Annotated in this window: 15 protein-coding genes; 1 reads left to right on the top strand and 14 read right to left on the bottom strand. The window is 38.1% G+C overall.

Going from position 1 to position 19,011, the window contains the following annotated elements:
* Positions 1-45: 45 nt before the first annotated feature.
* From O7776_RS03310 to O7776_RS03280, 7 genes are all read right to left on the bottom strand, one after another.
* Positions 46-1,329: a murein hydrolase activator EnvC family protein gene (locus tag O7776_RS03310; RefSeq protein ID WP_274309230.1), complete on the bottom strand. Its 1,284-nt coding sequence runs from the start codon at positions 1,327-1,329 to the stop codon at positions 46-48.
* 195 nt (positions 1,330-1,524) lie between these two features.
* Positions 1,525-2,421 carry a permease-like cell division protein FtsX gene (gene ftsX, locus O7776_RS03305; protein ID WP_274309229.1) on the bottom strand — a complete coding sequence of 299 codons (897 nt, stop codon included), beginning with the start codon at positions 2,419-2,421 and terminating at the stop codon, positions 1,525-1,527.
* Positions 2,411-3,097, bottom strand: coding sequence for a cell division ATP-binding protein FtsE (ftsE, locus tag O7776_RS03300; protein ID WP_274309228.1), 687 nt, complete (start codon positions 3,095-3,097; stop codon positions 2,411-2,413). The genes ftsX and ftsE overlap by 11 nt, the downstream gene beginning before the upstream one ends.
* A 327-nt stretch (positions 3,098-3,424) precedes the next feature.
* Positions 3,425-4,633, bottom strand: coding sequence for a DUF4097 family beta strand repeat-containing protein (locus O7776_RS03295; RefSeq protein WP_274309227.1), 1,209 nt, complete (start codon positions 4,631-4,633; stop codon positions 3,425-3,427).
* 85 nt (positions 4,634-4,718) lie between these two features.
* On the bottom strand, positions 4,719-7,586 hold the full coding sequence (gene uvrA, locus O7776_RS03290) for an excinuclease ABC subunit UvrA (RefSeq protein ID WP_274309226.1): 2,868 nt from the start codon (positions 7,584-7,586) through the stop codon (positions 4,719-4,721).
* Positions 7,587-7,591: 5 nt separating this feature from the next.
* The gene (uvrB, locus tag O7776_RS03285; RefSeq protein WP_274309225.1) at positions 7,592-9,574 is read right to left on the bottom strand and encodes an excinuclease ABC subunit UvrB; all 1,983 of its coding nucleotides are present in this window, start codon (positions 9,572-9,574) and stop codon (positions 7,592-7,594) included.
* A gap of 202 nt (positions 9,575-9,776) precedes the next feature.
* On the bottom strand, positions 9,777-10,019 hold the full coding sequence (locus tag O7776_RS03280; RefSeq protein ID WP_274309224.1) for an IDEAL domain-containing protein: 243 nt from the start codon (positions 10,017-10,019) through the stop codon (positions 9,777-9,779).
* 180 nt (positions 10,020-10,199) lie between these two features.
* On the opposite strand from O7776_RS03280, the gene O7776_RS03275 reads away from it, so the two are divergent.
* A complete protein-coding gene (locus O7776_RS03275) occupies positions 10,200-10,691 on the top strand; it encodes a competence protein ComK (protein WP_274309223.1) in 492 nt (163 codons plus the stop codon).
* A 2-nt stretch (positions 10,692-10,693) separates the two neighbouring features.
* Here O7776_RS03275 and O7776_RS03270 read toward each other — a convergent pair whose 3' ends face one another.
* The 7 genes from O7776_RS03270 to O7776_RS03240 all read right to left on the bottom strand — a co-directional run bounded on the left by O7776_RS03270 (position 10,694) and on the right by O7776_RS03240 (position 18,889).
* A complete protein-coding gene (locus tag O7776_RS03270; protein WP_274309222.1) occupies positions 10,694-11,047 on the bottom strand; it encodes a YhjD family protein in 354 nt (117 codons plus the stop codon).
* 149 nt (positions 11,048-11,196) lie between these two features.
* Positions 11,197-12,301 (bottom strand): peptide chain release factor 2 gene (prfB, locus tag O7776_RS03265; RefSeq protein WP_274310437.1). Its coding sequence is split into 2 segments (ribosomal slippage): positions 11,197-12,228 and positions 12,230-12,301, totalling 1,104 coding nucleotides; the frame shifts between segments, so codons are not numbered across the junction.
* 229 nt (positions 12,302-12,530) lie between these two features.
* Positions 12,531-15,041: a preprotein translocase subunit SecA gene (gene secA / locus O7776_RS03260; RefSeq protein ID WP_274309221.1), complete on the bottom strand. Its 2,511-nt coding sequence runs from the start codon at positions 15,039-15,041 to the stop codon at positions 12,531-12,533.
* A gap of 176 nt (positions 15,042-15,217) precedes the next feature.
* Entirely contained in the window at positions 15,218-15,772 is a 555-nt protein-coding gene (gene hpf / locus O7776_RS03255; protein WP_274309220.1) for a ribosome hibernation-promoting factor, HPF/YfiA family, read from the bottom strand.
* A 124-nt stretch (positions 15,773-15,896) separates the two neighbouring features.
* Entirely contained in the window at positions 15,897-16,274 is a 378-nt protein-coding gene (locus O7776_RS03250) for a PilZ domain-containing protein (protein ID WP_274309219.1), read from the bottom strand.
* Positions 16,275-16,442: 168 nt separating this feature from the next.
* Entirely contained in the window at positions 16,443-18,098 is a 1,656-nt protein-coding gene (locus O7776_RS03245; RefSeq protein ID WP_274309218.1) for a phospho-sugar mutase, read from the bottom strand.
* Between the two features lie 236 nt (positions 18,099-18,334).
* The gene (locus O7776_RS03240) at positions 18,335-18,889 is read right to left on the bottom strand and encodes a competence protein ComK (protein ID WP_274309217.1); all 555 of its coding nucleotides are present in this window, start codon (positions 18,887-18,889) and stop codon (positions 18,335-18,337) included.
* Positions 18,890-19,011 lie beyond the last annotated feature (122 nt).

The following is a 19,011-nucleotide window of genomic DNA, read 5'->3' as shown; positions in this document are numbered from 1 at the left end:
AAAGGCAAAACTCCAAAAATTCGAAGTTTAGCCTTTTGTTTATTCTTATAAAGAAATATAACGTAACGGGTTAACAGCGTTTGATCGTTTTCCGTTCCACTCACCTACGTGAATTTCGAAGTGCACGTGTGGCCCAGTTGAGTTACCCGTGTTCCCCATTTTCGCAATTTGTTCCCCTTTTGATACAGCATCACCCACACTCGATGTAAAGCCACTTAAGTGTCCATAAACCGACGTAAAAGGTTTTCCATCTAATGAGTGTGTCACCATCACTACTTTACCATAGCCATTCATTGTACCGACATAGGATACTACCCCATCGGCTGCTGCTACTACTGGTGTACCGATTGAGTTCGCGATATCAACACCTAAGTGATTCTTACTGCCGATTGGACCAATATCACGTCCTCCAAAACCGGAAGTAAAGCGCCCAGCAGCAGGTCTTGTCCATGTCCCCGCTGAAACAGTTGGTAAATTCCCAGAATATGCATTATTCTCCTGTTTCTTTTTCGCTGCATCCTCTAACGCCTTTTTACGCGCAATTTCTGCTATACGACGTTGCTCTGCCATAATTTGATTTTCTAAGTCTTTACTTAGCTCAATGTTTTCTTCAAGATGTGTTTCGATTGATTCTTTTTGTTCATGTAAACGCGCTTCCTCTTTTTCAAGCTCGTCTACTACCTTATTTTTCTCTTTCTTTTGCTGCTCAAGATCTGCTCTTAGTTTTTCTAGCTGTGCTTTATTCGCCTCTAAGTTTTTCTTCTTCTCGAGTAATTCAGCCTTTTGAACTTCTAGCTTTTCTTGGTCTTCTTTTTGCTCACGCATAATTTGGCGGTCGGCATCCATTAACGTACTTACCGCTGAGAAACGGTCGATGAAATCTACGAAGCTGTTTGCTCCTAGTAATACATCAATATAACTTACTGTACCACCTGTTTGAATCGCACGTGCACGCTCACGTAATAGCGCATCACGTTGATCGATTTTTTCCTGTAGCTCTGCAATACTTTGTTCTAACGCAGCAATTTCTTGATTCGCGATTTCAATATCAAACTTTACTATCGCAATTTCATGGTTCTTATTATTGATTTCCGCACCAATTTGTTCTAATTGACTAATCAATTGCTGCTGTTTATTTTGATTGGAATTTAACTCACTTGCTTTTTGCTGTAACGAATTATTTAATGCTTTTTTCTGAGCTTCAAGCTCGCTACGTTCTTTTTTCAAATCACTTAAACTTGCTGCATAGGCTGCTGGCATTTGAATGAATAATACGCATGCGAATAATACAGCCAGTAGTTTAAATGAACGTGTATTTTGCTTCTTCAAAACTTATATTCCCCCTAAACGCCTAATTATTTTTTTAAGATTGTCTTAGATGCGTTTTTTGAGCTTGTACAGTATTTGTGATATTCCCTAGTAGAATTACTGCTTTCATGTTGCATGTATCTCTCACTTATAGGAGTAAAGGTCTTCTGTACCTGTCGCTTTGCTTCTGGTACACAAAGAATTTGCTAAAGTAAGTTAAATCTTTAAAAACTTGCGTACCGACATAAAGCTACCCCATATACCGATGAAAATACCGATTAATAAAATCAGGCCGTTCACTTGGAACAGTAATGGCATTGTGTCTAAAATTTGGAATAACTCACCTTTTAAGCGTGGTGCTAATAATTCATGTATTTTATAGTAAGCCAAGGATACGACAGTAATTGGAATAATCGAGCCGATAATACCTAGAAACATACCTTCTAATACAAATGGAATGCGCACAAATGAATTTGTCGCCCCTACTAATTTCATAATTTCAATTTCATCTTTACGTGCAATGATCGTAATACGAATTGTATTCGAAATTAAGAACATCGCTGTAAATAATAACCCTAAAATTAATACAAGCCCTACATTACGAGCAATCGCTAAAACGTTAAAAAGCTTTTCAACTTTTCCTTCTCCATATACAACTTCCTGTGTATTGTCGAAACTATCAATTTGCTTCGCCACTTCTGCTGTTTTTAATGGGTCAACCGCCTTTACATATAACACGTTGTAAAGTGGGTTATTTTGTTCGAAAAGGCTTAATTCATCACCAAAATCTTTTATCAATTTATTTAATTCATCTTCTTTTGAAGAATATGTAACTTCCTCAACATCTGGCATTCCTTGAATCTTATCTATGAGCTCATTTTCTACTATATCTATTTGTTTTTCATCTGAAATAATATCAATCATCACTCGAATTTCAACATCGTTTTCTAAATCTGATGCTACTTTATTTAAGTTCATCATAATAACTGAAAAAACACCGACTAATAGTAATGTTACCGTTACCGCACTGACTGATGCAATTGTCATCCAGCTATTACGTCCTAATGATTTAAAGCTTTCTCTAAAATGGCGTACGAGCGTTCTAGCTTTCATAGCCATAGTCACCCCCGTACTCATCGCGTACAATCATACCGCCTTCAATTGCTATAACACGCTTACGAATTGTGTTTACGATTTCACGGTTATGTGTCGCCATTACAATCGTCGTACCTTGACGATTAATTTCTTCAAAAATATTCATAATTTCCCAAGACGTATCAGGATCTAGGTTCCCCGTTGGCTCGTCCGCAATCATTACTTTCGGACGATTCACAATTGAACGGGCAATCGCCACACGTTGCTGCTCTCCACCAGATAATTCGCTTGGGAACATGCGTACTTTATGTTTCAAACCAACAAGTTCTAATACTTCCATTACACGTTTGCGAATTACTTTTGGCTGTTCTTCAATTACTTCCAACGCAAAGGCCACGTTTTCATACACTGTTAGTCGTGGCAGCAATTTAAAGTCTTGGAATACAACCCCTAACTGACGTCGTAAAAACGGCACACGGCTATTTTTCAAGGTACGCAAGTTAATGTTATTAATCATTACATCACCTGACGTAGGCTTTTCTTCTCGGTACATCAACTTAATAAACGTCGATTTTCCGGCACCACTTGGGCCTACTACATACACGAACTCACCTGTTTTTATATCAATTGTAATCCCGTTTACTGCGACAACGCCATTAGGATACTTTTTCACTACATTATTCATTTGAATCATTAACGAAACCACCTAAGTTCTATGTCTTTATAAAATAAATTTTCCTATTCATTATAGCACTTTCAAGCTATAAATTTATTACAGTTTCTTTTCAATATTAAAATGCTCCTTTTTTTGCTAGTTCCCAACTGAATTTAGCTAGATTAGTAAACCAAATTTCTAATATTTTTTGCATTACATCTGTGATATTTCATACTCCTCGTAATTACTTTGTTATAGTTAGAAATTTTATTAATATAACAAATATTCAACCTTTTTAACGATTTAAAGCACACTAAAAGCCCACATACAAGTTTACTTTCTTGTATGTGGGCTGAACATATCATTTTATTGTAATGTGTAACGAACTAGCACTGTACCCGTACGTGATTCACCTGTCAATTTCAATAATTTTGCGCCTTCTAGCTCTTTTGTAAAGCGCACGGATTTTAACAGGAATTGCTCCTCTTCCTCATACAGCTTCACATCGTTTAAGCCGACATCTGCTTTCCCTAAGTTTGAGAAAATTTGTCCTTCTAGCGCCACTGTTTTTGGTACATAGATTTCGACCGAACCAGCCAACGCACGCGCTTTTACTTTATTCGCTTCTGCACTTGAAGTAGTTACGACAACATGACCGTTCATAGATTCAGCATCGACTTCTTTTAAATCACCATCGACATAAATTCGGCCATTTGCAGTTTCAATTTCTAAGTCGGTACCCTTTACAGTACGTGCTTCTACAGCTCCATTGCTCGTTTGCAGCTCGGCATGGTCAAATTGTGTATGGTTTACTCGAATTGCCCCATTATAAGTACGGGCTTTTATTAATTTCGCATCTAAGTTTTCTACTGAAATACCGCCATTCATTAAGCGGGCAATAAATACGTCATAATGTTTTTTGGGAATAGCGATTTGCACTTTCAACTGGGTAAATTTATTTTCTGACTTCATATATATTTTATCATCCGTCTTTGTAACTAATGATTCGGTAATGTGCGTAATTGTTTCTTCTTCAGTGCCTTTAAGTGTTGTTTTACCATTCACCTGAATAGTTATTAATTCATCCGTCGCTTGCACTACATCAATTTTTCCATTGGCTATATCCAGTTCAATACTTCTCACATCAATAGCTGGATAAGCATAAGTTTTGGAAAACTCTACTTTTTCACCAAAAGGCGTTTCAATATCTAAGTCTTTTAATTTTGATAATGCTGCACCAACTAACCCTGTCATACGCGTGCTTAATTGAGATAAATCCTTTTTAATATCGCCCATGAAGTCATCCATTTTTTTATTGAATTCTTTATCATTAAATGATTTGCCAAAAATATCTTCAAATCCTGTCGTTTTTCGTTGTTCTTTCGCTTCATCAACCGGCTCTGCTTTAAAAACAGGCTCGTTCTCTTTTGGCTCATTTGGAGGCACGACCGGTTGAACTGGAAGCGGAGTGGATTCGTTTTTGCCTGATAACTTTTCTAATAAAACAATGGCCTCTTCAGCTGTAATTGTACCGTTTTCTACTAATTGTAAAATGCGTTTTCGTTGTTCTTGCATAAAAAAATTCCTCCCTCTCATCGTATCTATTTTATTATACGAGGAGGGAGGACAAAAAGTTTCATTGACACACTTGCAATTTAGACTATTTACTTTTCGCCATTTCAATTTTGTCAGCCATGCGTTCACGATCGCGCTCTAAAATTGGCTTTAAATAATAACCTGTATAGCTCTCCTTCACTTCCGAAATCTGTTCAGGGGTGCCAGTCGCTAAAATTGTACCGCCGCCATCGCCACCTTCTGGACCTAAATCGATAATATGATCGACCGTTTTAATCACGTCTAAATTGTGTTCAATAACCAGCACCGTTTCACCGTTTTCTACTAAACGATGTAACACCTTTAATAGGCGCGCAATATCATCGACATGAAGACCTGTTGTTGGTTCGTCTAAAATGTAGAATGACTTTCCGTTTGAACGACGATGCAATTCAGATGCTAATTTTACACGCTGTGCCTCACCACCAGATAATGTTGTTGCTGGTTGACCAAGTTTAACATAGCCAAGCCCTACATCGACAATCGTTTGCAGTTTACGCTGTATTTTTGGTAAGTTACCGAAAAACTCTAGAGCATCTTCCACTGTCATTTCTAAAATGTCAGCAATATTTTTCTCTTTGTATTTCACTTCTAACGTCTCACGGTTGTAGCGTTTACCGTGACAGATTTCACATGGTACATAAACATCTGGCAAGAAGTGCATTTCTATTTTAATAATGCCATCGCCGCGACAAGCTTCACAGCGGCCACCCTTCACATTAAACGAAAAACGACCTTTTTTATAGCCGCGCACCTTTGCCTCATTCGTCATCGCAAATACATCGCGTACATCATCAAATACACCAATATACGTTGCAGGATTTGAACGTGGCGTGCGACCAATTGGTGATTGGTCTACATCAATTACTTTTTCAAGCTGCTCTAGCCCTTCAATTGATTTGTGTGCGCCCGGCTTTACTTTGGCACGATTTAATTTCGATGCAAGTGCCTTATATAAAATTTCATTTACTAATGTAGATTTCCCCGAACCTGATACTCCTGTTACCGCAATAAATTGCCCAAGTGGAATTTCTACATTAACATTTTTTAAGTTATTTTCCGAAGCCCCTTTAATCGTAATTTTACGACCATCTGATTCTCGGCGCTCCTGAGGTAGTGGAATGAACTTTCTCCCACTTAAATACTGCCCTGTAATGGAGTCTTTATTTTTCATCACTTGCTTTGGCGTACCCTGCGCAATAATTTGCCCACCATGGACACCAGCACCAGGCCCAATATCAATTAAATGGTCTGCTGCCATCATTGTATCTTCATCATGCTCTACGATAATTAGCGTATTTCCTAAATCACGCATGCTTTCAAGTGTAGCAATCAATCGGTCATTATCACGCTGATGCAGACCAATCGAAGGTTCATCTAAAATATAAAGAACACCTGTTAAACGTGAGCCAATTTGCGTTGCCAAACGAATTCGCTGCGCTTCCCCACCTGACAATGTACCTGCAGAACGCGCCAACGTTAAATAGTTCAAACCAACATCAAGTAAAAATCTCAAACGCTCAATTACTTCTCGAATAATTAAATTAGCAATTTGCTTTTCTTTTTCTGATAATTCCACCGAACTAAAGAAATCATACATTTCTATGATAGAATGACGCGTTGCCTCTGAAATGTTTTGCCCTTTAATTTTCACGGCTAATGTTTCCTGTTTTAGACGATGCCCTTTACAAGACCTACATGGCTGCTCCGTCATAAATTTTTGCATAGAATCACGTACATAGTCAGAAGAAGAATCCTTGAAGCGGCGCTCGATATTTGGAATTACCCCCTCGAATTCGATGTCCTTCTTATGCATACTGCCGTAATCATTTGTATATTCAAAATGGACTTTTTCCTTGCCAGATCCGTATAAAATTTTATCCATTTTCGCCTTTGGAATATCCTTCACTGGCACGTCCATCGGAATATCGTAATGACGACATACCGATGCTAGTAGCTGCGGATAATACATTGATGATACAGATTCCCACGGAGCAATCGCATTATCAAGAAGTGATAAATTCCAATCGGGCACAACTAATTCAATATCCGCTTTTACTGTGCTCCCTAATCCATCACATGATGGACACGCACCAAACGGACTATTAAAAGAGAACATACGTGGCTCAAGCTCGCCAATTGAGAAGCCACAGTGCGGACAAGCATGGTGCTCACTAAAAAGTAACTCCTCATGCTCCATAACATCCACTAACACACGACCTTCTGCGATTTTTAGAGCAGCTTCAATAGAATCACTTAAACGCGATTCAATGCCTTCTTTCATCACAACACGGTCAATAACGACTTCAATTGTATGCTTTTTATTTTTATCAAGCTCGATATGATCGTCTAAATCACGAAGTTCACCATTTAATCGAATACGCACATAGCCTTGCTTTTTCAAGTCTTCTAATAACTTGACATGCGTTCCCTTTTTTCCTTCAATGACCGGCGCTAACAATTGAATTTTTGTGCGCTCTGGATATTCCATTAAACGATCCACCATTTGCTCGACCGTCTGCGACGTAATTTCAATTCCGTGCGTTGGACAATACGCCTTACCAATACGCGCAAATAGTAAACGTAAGTAATCGTAAATTTCCGTAACTGTACCAACAGTTGAGCGCGGGTTACGGCTTGTTGTTTTTTGGTCAATTGAAATCGCTGGTGACAGCCCTTCAATCGTATCAACATCGGGCTTATCCATTTGCCCTAAAAATTGGCGTGCATACGCAGAAAGTGACTCGACATAACGACGCTGCCCTTCTGCATAAATCGTATCAAATGCTAATGAAGATTTCCCTGAACCTGAAAGACCTGTCACAACAACGATTTTATCGCGCGGAATTGTGACATCAATATTTTTTAAGTTATGTGCGCGTGCGCCTTGTACAACGATTTCTGTATTTTTCACGTAAGTCACCCTTCTGCCTTCAATTCAAAAATCATATCTCGTAATTCTGCTGCACGTTCAAAGTCTAATGCTTTTGCAGCTTCTTTCATTTCAACTTGCAATGTTTCAACTAGCTTTTGCAGCTCTTTTTTCGTTAGCTTTTTGCCGCCCGTTACTTTTGTAATATACTTTTCTTCCTGCTCAGCCGCTTGCGTTGCACGAATGATGTCTGGTATTTTTTTGATAATTGTCTGTGGTACGATTCCATGCTGTTCATTGTACGCCATTTGAATTTCACGACGACGTTTCGTTTCGGAAATCGCCTTCGTCATTGAATCCGTCATATTATTTGCATACATAATAACATGACCGTTCGCATTACGCGCAGCACGTCCAATGGTTTGAATAAGCGAACGCTCCGAACGCAAGAACCCTTCCTTATCAGCATCTAAAATTGCGACAAGGGACACTTCCGGAATGTCTAACCCTTCTCGAAGTAAGTTAATACCAACCAACACATCATGTATTCCTTTACGCAGCTCACGAATAATCTCAATTCGCTCTAGTGTTTTAATCTCTGAGTGTAAATATTCAACCTTTAAGCCCATTTCCTTCAAGTAATTTGTTAAATCCTCAGACATTTTTTTCGTCAAAGTTGTAATTAAAACACGCTCATTACGACGAATTCGTTCATGAATTTCATCGATTAAATCATCAATTTGCCCTTCAATTGGGCGAACATCAATATTTGGATCAAGTAAGCCGGTCGGACGAATAATTTGCTGTACCATTTCTGGTGTATGCTCTAATTCAAAAGGTCCTGGTGTTGCCGAAACATAAATCGCCTGACCGACCTTCGACTGAAATTCATCGAACATTAATGGACGGTTATCTAGCGCGGATGGCAGACGGAAACCATGCTCTACTAATACATTTTTACGCGCCTGGTCACCATTATACATACCGCGCACCTGAGGCAATGTTACGTGACTTTCATCGACAACAAGTAAGAAATCTTCCGGGAAATAATCAAGCAATGTATATGGTGTTGCTCCCGATTCTCTTAATGTTAAATGACGTGAATAGTTTTCGATTCCTGAGCAAAAACCCATTTCTTTCATCATTTCTAAATCGTAATTTGTACGTTGCTCTAAGCGCTGTGCCTCTAGTAAACGATCCTCCGAGCGCAACAGATCAAGTCGCACTTGTAGCTCTTTTTCAATATTTTCAATAGCGATTTTCATCTTTTCTTCACGCGTTACGAAGTGGGATGCAGGGAAAATGGCCACGTGCTGACGCTCACCTAGAATTTCACCTGTTAGTGCATCCACTTCTCGGATACGGTCTACCTCATCTCCGAAAAATTCAATTCGAATGCAGTGTTCATCCTTAGACGCTGGGAATATTTCAACAACATCTCCTCGCACACGAAATGTTCCGCGCGTAAAGTTGATATCGTTACGTTCATATTGAATATCTACTAATTTTCGCAGTAATTGATTGCGTTCAATTTCCATTCCTGTTCGAATCGATACAACCATCTCACGGTATTCTTCAGGATTCCCTAAACCATAAATACACGATACCGAAGCAATGATAATAACATCCTTACGCTCAAATAACGCTGACGTAGCCGAGTGTCGCAGCTTATCAATTTCATCATTAATACTCGAATCCTTTTCGATATACGTATCGGTTTGTGGTACATATGCTTCCGGTTGGAAATAATCATAGTAACTCACAAAATATTCAACCGCATTGTCTGGAAAAAATTCTTTAAACTCACTATATAATTGACCTGCCAGTGTTTTATTATGGGCCATTACTAGCGTTGGTTTATTGACTTCCTTAATTACGTTTGAAATCGTAAACGTTTTCCCTGTCCCTGTAGCACCAAGTAACGTTTGATGACGTTTGCCTTCTTTTATGCCATGTACAAGTTCTTTGATCGCTTCGGGTTGATCGCCAGCAGGCTTGTACGCTGATTGAATTGTAAAAGTCTCTGTCATAGTTGCTATCCTTTCTATCGTTTTGTTCATAACTACATTTTACCATACGCATTTTTAATTGACGATTATTTTGCGAACATATATTCGAAATCGTCTCGATAATATAGTGCATGCCTTCTAATATTCTCGCCGAATATCTCTAAGAGTAGACTAATTTTCCACACACAAAAAGCTACCTAAATAGTTAGGTAGCTTTCTCTGTTTAAGAAATCGGTGCTTCCATTAGCATTTTTAGTTCGGAAGCATAGGTATAAAAATCTCGCTGGTTCTTCTGATCTAATGAATTATCGATTAGCGTTTTTAATTGTTCGATACGATATATACGTTGTATTCGACTAATAAATAAATCTAAATAAATTTCACTTAACAACTTTTCTGCTTGATTTTCCGTTGGCTGATGGCCTACTGCTTTTAAAAAGTCTGTATATGAATAATATTTATCCATCGATATCACCTCGATCTCTTTTTTCCATTATAAGATAAACCATATTTAATTTGCAATATATTCTGAATAATTATCTTTTTACAGAATTTTCTAAAAATAGTGTTGATTTTTGACTTTTTATGCATTAATTTAGATATATAGTGAAAATTTAAGTATTTTTTCATAAGAAAGGAGTCTACAATGAATCGAAATCGCGAACAAATATCTAAGTACTATATTACTAATTCGACCTATTGCTTAATTTCACAACCAAATTCCGATAAAGTTTTCACAGTAATATTAGACAAGCACGGAAAAACTACAATGTCATTCCCACCGTTGAGAGTAATTCGACATACTTGCACCTTAAATGGTTCAACATTTGAAGCAACTACACAGCAAGCAAGAGAATTTTTGGGACATAATCGACATAAAGTACCGATTATGGTTGCCTATAACTTTGGTGATCCTTGTGTTGTATTCCCTTTATTTTCCCCTCATTCAAAACAAAATATTTGGGTGACGGTCAATGCCATTATTAATATTGAAGAAATGAACGAATCGACATTGGTGACATTTGTCGATGGTACAGAGCAAATTTTCCCTGTGCACTTAAAATCATTTAATCAGCAATACGTAAGAGCCGTTCTTTACTATAAAAACCTCATATTACAACGCAAAGCTTTAATATGAGCTTAAGACTTTCCAATATATTCAGCAAGAAGTAACTCACTTTGATTACGAAGGCGAATATTCGAATATCTTCTACACTCCATGACCCCACCAAAATAAAATTGATACTCGGTAAACAAATCATCCGTTTTCCCTCTAACTAAGCGCATCTGATGAAGTGTAAAATAGTCCTTCGTTTCTTTTAACTCTTGCTCAATTTTTATTCGTGTAGCATCAATTAATTGTAAATATGGCGTTTTAAACTTGAACGGACTTTGCTCAATAATTCGTTGATCTTTTTCAAGAATAATTAACAATAACGGCAAATAAATGCCTGATTCATAATACGGAATCGTTCCAGAAGGGATTTGTAGCATAAAATGCCTCCTTATTTTAAGAACGTTTGTTCGTATTTATTATCACATATCCTCATCTATTTGACAAGTCCCAACTACATCTAACTAAAATTTTCACTATAAAAAAGGGAATGCCCCTGAATAACTTCTAGGACATTCCCAATCATAAATCAGTATGAAATTTTTGAACGTAAATACACTGTTATGAATAAATCTAAATCGCCATCCATCACCGCGCCAACATTACCTGTTTCTGCGCTTGTACGGTGATCTTTAACCATTGAATATGGGTGGAATACATACGAACGAATTTGTGAACCCCAGCCAATTTCTTTTTGCTCACCACGGATTTCATCTAGTTGTGCTTGTTGCTTTTCTATTTCTAATTGATATAGTTTCGATTTTAACATCTTCATCGCAGCTTCACGGTTTTTAATTTGTGAACGCTCTGCCTGACATTGTACAACAACCCCTGTAGGCGCATGCGTAATTCGAACAGCAGAGTCCGTCGTATTAATGTGCTGACCACCTGCACCTGTTGCACGATACGTATCAATTTTTAAATCTTCTGCACGAACCTCGATTTCAATTTCATCATTAAATTCTGGCATCACATCACATGAAACGAATGACGTATGGCGACGACCTGAGGAATCAAACGGCGAAATACGTACTAAACGGTGAACACCTTTTTCTGCCTTTAAATAACCGTAAGCATTATGACCAGAGATTTTTAATGTAACCGATTTGATCCCTGCTTCATCGCCCGGTAAATAGTCCAATGTTTCGACTTTAAAGCCGCGCTTATCTGCCCAACGTTGGTACATTCGTAAAAGCATCGAACCCCAGTCTTGAGACTCAGTACCACCTGCACCCGGATGAAGCTCTAAAATCGCATTGTTTTTATCATATGGCTCAGATAATAACATTTGTAATTCGAACGCTTCCACTTTTTCTCGGTACTCTGTTAGCTCATTGCCAAGCTCTTCTTGTAATTCTTCGTCCGGCTCTTCACGTAGCAGTTCTAATGTCATTTCTAGGTTTTCTTGTGTTGAGATTAAATCGTTGTATTCGTTAACAACAGCTTTAATGCCATTTGATTCGTTAATAATTGTCTGTGCACCTTGCTGGTCGTTCCAAAAATTTGGCTCTAACATTAACTCATCTAATTCTTGGATACGTGCCTCTTTGTTTTCTAAGTCAAAGAGACCCCCTGAAGTCCGCTAGTTTTGTAGCTGTATTTTCGAGCGCATTCCGCACGTCTGCTAATTCCATCATTTATTTTCCTCCGTTGTATAGTGTTTTAGAGTGTGGCTTTTTTATCCGTTAGCCTAGGCTACAGTGAGGACGCTTTTCCCGGTGGAGTCTGCCTCCCTTTCACTACGTCTAACTACTATTTCAAAAAAATCACACATCATTAAACTACGATTAAATTTTATTACAACCTAAAAAACAAACTAGGTCATTGAGTTTGGTTTCAATGACCTTGTTTGGTTTACTTACTCTATTGTCCTACGCCGTGGCATGATTTGTATTTTTTGCCGCTACCGCATGGGCATGGGTCGTTGCGTCCGATGTTTTCGGCTTTACGTGTTGGTAATTTTTTTGGCTTTGCTGCGCCCTCTTCTTTTGGGTTCACTGCTTGACCTTTTGCTACCTCTTCACGTTGTAAGTTGCTACGAATTTCTGCTTTTAACGCATATTTCGCCACGTCTTCACGCACTGCTGCTACCATTTCCTCGAACATTGCGAAACCTTCTTGTTGGTATTCACGTAAAGGATCGTTTTGACCGTATGCTCGCAGATGAATCCCTTGACGTAATTGATCCATCGCGTCGATATGGTCAATCCATTTCGTATCAATTGAACGAAGTAAAATAACTTTTTCGAACTCACGCATACGCTCTGCTGTCATTGCTTCTTCTTTTTCATTGTAGCGCGCTGTTACTTTTTCAGAAATAAACGCCATCATCTCTTCAGGTGATTTTGTTTCTAAATCTGCTTTTGTCAGATCGCCTTCATCTAAAAGGTTGGCTGCGATGTAATCTTCTAGTGCATCAAGTGTCCAAGCATCCTTTTCGCCTTGCGTATGAACAGCTACTGCATTTTCAATGGCTTGCGCAATCATTGACTCTACTAACTCACGCATATTTTCAGAATCCAGTACATCTTCACGCTCTTTGTAGATTACTTCACGTTGCTGACGTAATACATCATCATATTGTAATAATCGTTTACGCGCATCAAAGTTATTACCCTCTACACGTTTTTGCGCAGATTCTACCGCCTTTGAAACCATGCCTGATTGAATTGGTTGAGAATCGTCCATACCAAGTCGTGTCATCATTGCTTTCATTTTGTCCGAACCGAAACGGCGCATCAATTCATCTTCTAAAGAAAGATAGAATTGCGTTACCCCTGGGTTCCCTTGACGACCAGAACGACCGCGCAGCTGATTATCGATACGACGTGACTCGTGACGCTCTGTACCAATTACCGCTAAACCACCAACTTCTAGTACGCCTTCACCCGGTTTAATATCCGTACCACGACCGGCCATGTTAGTTGCGATTGTTACCGCACCTTTTTGACCCGCGTTTAAAATAATTTCCGCTTCTTTTTCGTGGTTTTTCGCGTTTAATACGTTATGTGGAATTTTAAATTTCGTTAAGTATTTTGAAATAATCTCGGACGTTTCGATCGCAACGGTACCAACTAAAACTGGTTGGCCAGCTCGGTGACGCTCAGCAATATCTTCAGCAACTGCTTTAAATTTACCATCTATCGTTGCATAAATTAAATCCGCACGGTCATCACGTGCAATCGGTTTATTCGTTGGAATTGCGACAACTTGCATATTGTAAATGTTACGGAATTCCTCTTCTTCTGTTTTCGCTGTACCTGTCATACCAGACAGTTTTTCGTACATACGGAAGTAGTTTTGGAATGTAACGGTTGCCATTGTCATTGATTCGTTTTGAATATCTAAGCCTTCTTTTGCTTCAATTGCTTGGTGTAAGCCGTCTGAATAACGACGCCCTTTCATTAAGCGACCTGTGAAGCCGTCAACGATAACGATTTCACCATCCTGCACAACATAATCAACATCTAAATGCATTGATGCATGTGCTTTTAAGCTTTGGTTAATCGCATGGTTTAAACGAACATGTGCTAAATCGAATAAGTTATCAATACCAAACGAACGCTCGGCTTTTTCGATACCTGCTTCTGTTAACGTTACACCTTTTGTCGATTCCTCGTAGTTGTAATCTTCATCTTGCTTTAGCATACGCACAAAGGCATTTGATTGTACATAAAGCTGTGCTGTTTTACCAGCTTGTCCAGAAATAATTAACGGTGTACGTGCTTCGTCGATTAAAATCGAGTCTACCTCATCGATTACCGCATAATGTAATTTACGTTGTACACGGTCTTCTTTATAAAGCACCATGTTGTCACGTAAATAGTCGAACCCTAGCTCGTTGTTCGTTGAATACGTAATATCCGCAGCATAGGCTTCTCGTTTTTCTTCTTTCGATAAGCTGTTTAAGTTTAAGCCGACTGTTAAGCCTAACCACTCATATAGCTCACCCATTTCACGCGCGTCACGGCTTGCTAAATATTCGTTGACTGTTACAACATGTACACCCTTCCCAGTAATGGCGTTTAAGTATACAGACATTGTAGCTGTTAACGTTTTACCTTCACCGGTTTTCATCTCTGCGATGTTACCTTCGTTTAACGCTGCAGCACCCATAATTTGTACGCGGAATGGGAACATCCCTAATACACGACAAGATGCTTCACGAATTGTTGCGAAGGCTTCTGGTAATAATTGCTCTACTGTTTCACCGTTTTGGAAACGATTTTTATATTCTTCTGTTTTTGCTTTCAATGCTTCGTCAGATAGGCTTTCAAACTGTCCTGCTAATGCCTCCACCTTATCTGCCGTTTTTTCTAAACGCTTTACTTCTTTTTTATTGAAATCAAATAATTTATTTAATAAATTTGCCATCGAATTGGTCACTTCCCAATAAATAGTCTCAAACTACATTTTACCATTAGTTATAGGTACGGCGCAAATCAGCACCACTTCTCTGTATAATTAGGATGTTCATTCTGTGTAAAAAGGATAGCAACAGTCACCATTTAAAAAACGAACTACCCATTACAGGCAGTTCGTTTGGAATGTTAGTTTGTTTCAATTAAGCCGTATTTGCCGTCTTTTCGTTTGTAAACGATGCTTGTGCCGTCTGACTCTGCGTCTGTGTAGATGTAGAAATCGTGACCTAGCATGTTCATTTGTAAAATTGCTTCTTCTTGATCCATTGGCTTTAAGTCGAATTGTTTTGTACGAACAATTGTGTACTCTTCTTCAGACGACTCTGTTATTGCTCCTGCTTGCGTTACCGCTGCAAAATATAGCCCAGCGCCTTCACGATCACGGAATTTGCGATTTACTTTTGTTTTATGTTTACGAATTTGGCGCTCTAATTTATCAACGATTAAGTCAACTGCTGCATACATGTCATTGTGACGTTCCTCAGCACGAAGCGTTAAATTCTTCATCGGAATTGTTACTTCTACCTTAGTTTGTTTGTCGTTGTACACCTTTAAATTAACATTAGCGTTCGCGTTTAAGTCGTCATTAAAATAACGCTCTACCTTTTCAATTTTTGATTCAACATAATCGCGAATCGCTGGAGTTACCTCAATGTTCTCACCACGAATGTTAAAGTTTAGCATGTGAACTCCTCCTTCATTACGGCTATAATTACTAATTCTACACAGTTGGTAAAATCCCTTCTAGATTTTAAAAATGTTTTTCAAATTTCGACATTTCGTCATATCTTGATGGAAGGTTTAATCTTTACCGTTGACCTACTTCTTTTTTTCGGCGAAGTTTTAATTCGCTTATAATTAATGCTTCAACTTGGGGTTGTCCTACAAAAATTAACCCATATTGAATTTTGCTACCGAAATCTTTTTTCCATACGATTTCTCCGATGGCTTTAATTAAAATTTCGTCTAAAATAAATTGAACTTCAAGCTGCAATAGCTCACTACTATTTTCACCAATATCATGAAAGGCAAACATTTTCATTCCATGTGGGCTAATATCTAATATTTCACAGCTATATTTTGTCAATTTTTGGTCTTCTGGTTTACCGTCAACTAAGATGATATATTTTGCTGGAATTGGCTCTCCAAAACTAAAACGAAATCCCTCTGTCCGTTTAAAAGTCATTTTAATCCTCCTAGCGATTACATTAATTCTTTACATACCCACATTATACCTTTAACATTACATAATTTGTATAATATTCACCTTTTTAATTTAAGTAGCATTCCTCAAAAATCTGTTTCAAAAGTTGAAATTAAAATGAGTATCTCATTTCGCGAGATACTCATTTTATTAAGCCCACTGCTGTAATGCAGACTTTAACTGTTCAATTTTTTGTTCACTTTCTAACAAGCTCTCTGTTTTCACCCCAATATAAAATTTACACTTCGGCTCTGTTCCTGAAGGTCGTACGCAAATCCACGAATCATCCTCTAATATAAATTTTATTACATCGGCTTGAGGTAAACCGTTAATCGACTCTGTCAAATAATCTTCCATTTTCCTAACGGCTATATCAGCAAATCGTTTTGGTGGTTGTTTTCGAAATGCCTCCATAATTGAAGTGATTTTTTGCTGTCCTTCCATACCTTCAAATGTCAGTGAGATTAATGCCTCTTGATAAAACCCGTGCTCCTCGTATAACTCGTTTAACACATCATACAATGTTTGGCCATTTGCAGCATAATACGCAGCCATTTCTGCAGTTAGTAACGCAATTTGCACCGCATCTTTATCGCGTACAACATCGCTCACTAAATAGCCATAGCTTTCTTCGTAGCCAAAAATAAATTTGTGCTCTTTTGTTAGCTCCCATTCTGCTATTTTTTCCGCGATATATTTAAAACCCGTTAACGTGTTCACAGTTGCCACACCGTATTTCTGAGCCACAGCCGCACCAAATTCCGATGTCACGATTGTTTTAATCATCGCCGCATTTGGCTGAGCTGGCTGTTTTGACAAAATATAATCGAGTAATAGAGCGCCTAATTGATTACCCGTTAATAGCTTATAAGCACCGTCAACGAGCACTGCCACACCTAGACGATCGGCATCAGGATCTGTTGCTAGCAATAATTGTGCGCTTACTTCCTCACCAAGCTTCATCGCTAGTTTAAACGCATCGGCTTCCTCAGGATTTGGATAAATAACGGTTGGAAAATCGCCATCTTGAACTGCCTGTTGTTGCACCAGATGCACATTCGTAAAACCAAAGTTTTGTAATCCTCGAATCGTCGGCTCAAGCCCTGCCCCATGTATAGGTGTATAAACAATTGCCATATCTTCTTTTACATTTTCGCTAAGTTGAATATGTGAAATCGCCTGTAAATATGCATCATCCAATTTTTCTAGTATTTCTACACACAAATCTGAGTTTTGTAGTTGAGACCTTGACGAATTCGGAATATCAAAAATCGAATCTACCGCATGCATATGAGCCATAATGTCATTTGCAAATTGTGGTGTAAGCTGTGCGCCGTCCTCGCCATACACTTTAAAACCGTTATATTGTTTCGGATTATGACTGGCCGTAATAACAACACCTGCATAAGCAGCCAAGTATCGTACTGCAAAGCTTAACTCCGGTGTCGGCCTACTTTCTTTGAATACATAGCTTTGAATACCATGCGCGGCCAAAACGCCAGCTGTTTCGTATGCAAATTCTTGTGAAAAATGGCGCGTATCGTAAGCAATGACCACTCCGCGCATTTTCGCTACTTCACCCTGCTGTTCAATTTGGCGAGCCAATCCTTCCGCTACAAGACGGATTGTATGTGTGTTCATACGATTTGTGCCTGGTCCTAGTTTGCCACGTAGACCGCCCGTGCCGAATTGTAGTTGTTGGTGGAAGCTGTCTTGGATTTCTGATTTATTTGCCTTGATTTGATGTAAATCGTTTTCATACAAAGATTTTTGAATCCAATCTTCGTAAATCAATTGATAATCCATATTGTTGTCTCCTTAAAGATCTTTATTAATTCACCTAGGATGATAAAATATTTCTCAAATATGTAAATCGTTGTCCCATTATTGTTTCATATTCTTTGAATTTGGTCACCTAAATTTTTGAAACACCGTGATACCTGTAACATTTCACTGGCAGTCATTGCGTAAATCCCTCCCACTACAACAAAAAGGGTGATATTAAAAGTTATTTAACTTTCAACATCACCATTTTTCTAAGTTTAATTGTTATCTAAATCGTCTTTTTTCGTATAATAAACATTCCCCTGTTCTTTTATAATCTCACACGGCTTACTTAGCGTATTACCTTTTTTATAAATATTCTTTTTCTTTAAATCAATAAGTAATTTTAGTAAACAAGCAACTAGCAAACGACTGTATAGCTTATTTTTACTAATACTAAGTGTTATATTTACACATTGTGTTAGTTGCAATAACGTTTTTGAATTAGAAAGGCAGCTTATTCTTTCAATATGATGCAAGGCGACATAAATAATTACATTGCGATTATATATTTCTACTGGTACCCATACCATATCCATAAAAATATATGGTGCCCCATAGGATGAACCAAGTATTTCTTTTGCAATGCGTTTTGCTACTTCTAGATTCGTTATATAATACATTTCATTGTGGGCAATAATTCGATTTAATGATCCTTCTATAAAATAACTTTCACCATTTTCAATTACTACAATTCCTTGTTTTCCATTCTCCACTGTTTCAAATAATACTTGTGTTGCATACGTTAAAATATACTTTTTGTTCTTTTCCATGAGTTCTACTCCCTTTCGCTCTTTATCCATGTTCAAATAATAAAAAAAGGAGTATACTAACAATAGTCAGGATACTCCTGATCTAGAAACCTTTGTATACGATAAGTCTTGCCCGACTGTAT

The organism is Solibacillus daqui (assembly GCF_028747805.1).
Lineage (GTDB): Bacteria > Bacillota > Bacilli > Bacillales_A > Planococcaceae > Solibacillus > Solibacillus daqui.
This window is presented reverse-complemented; position numbering and strand designations above follow the sequence as displayed.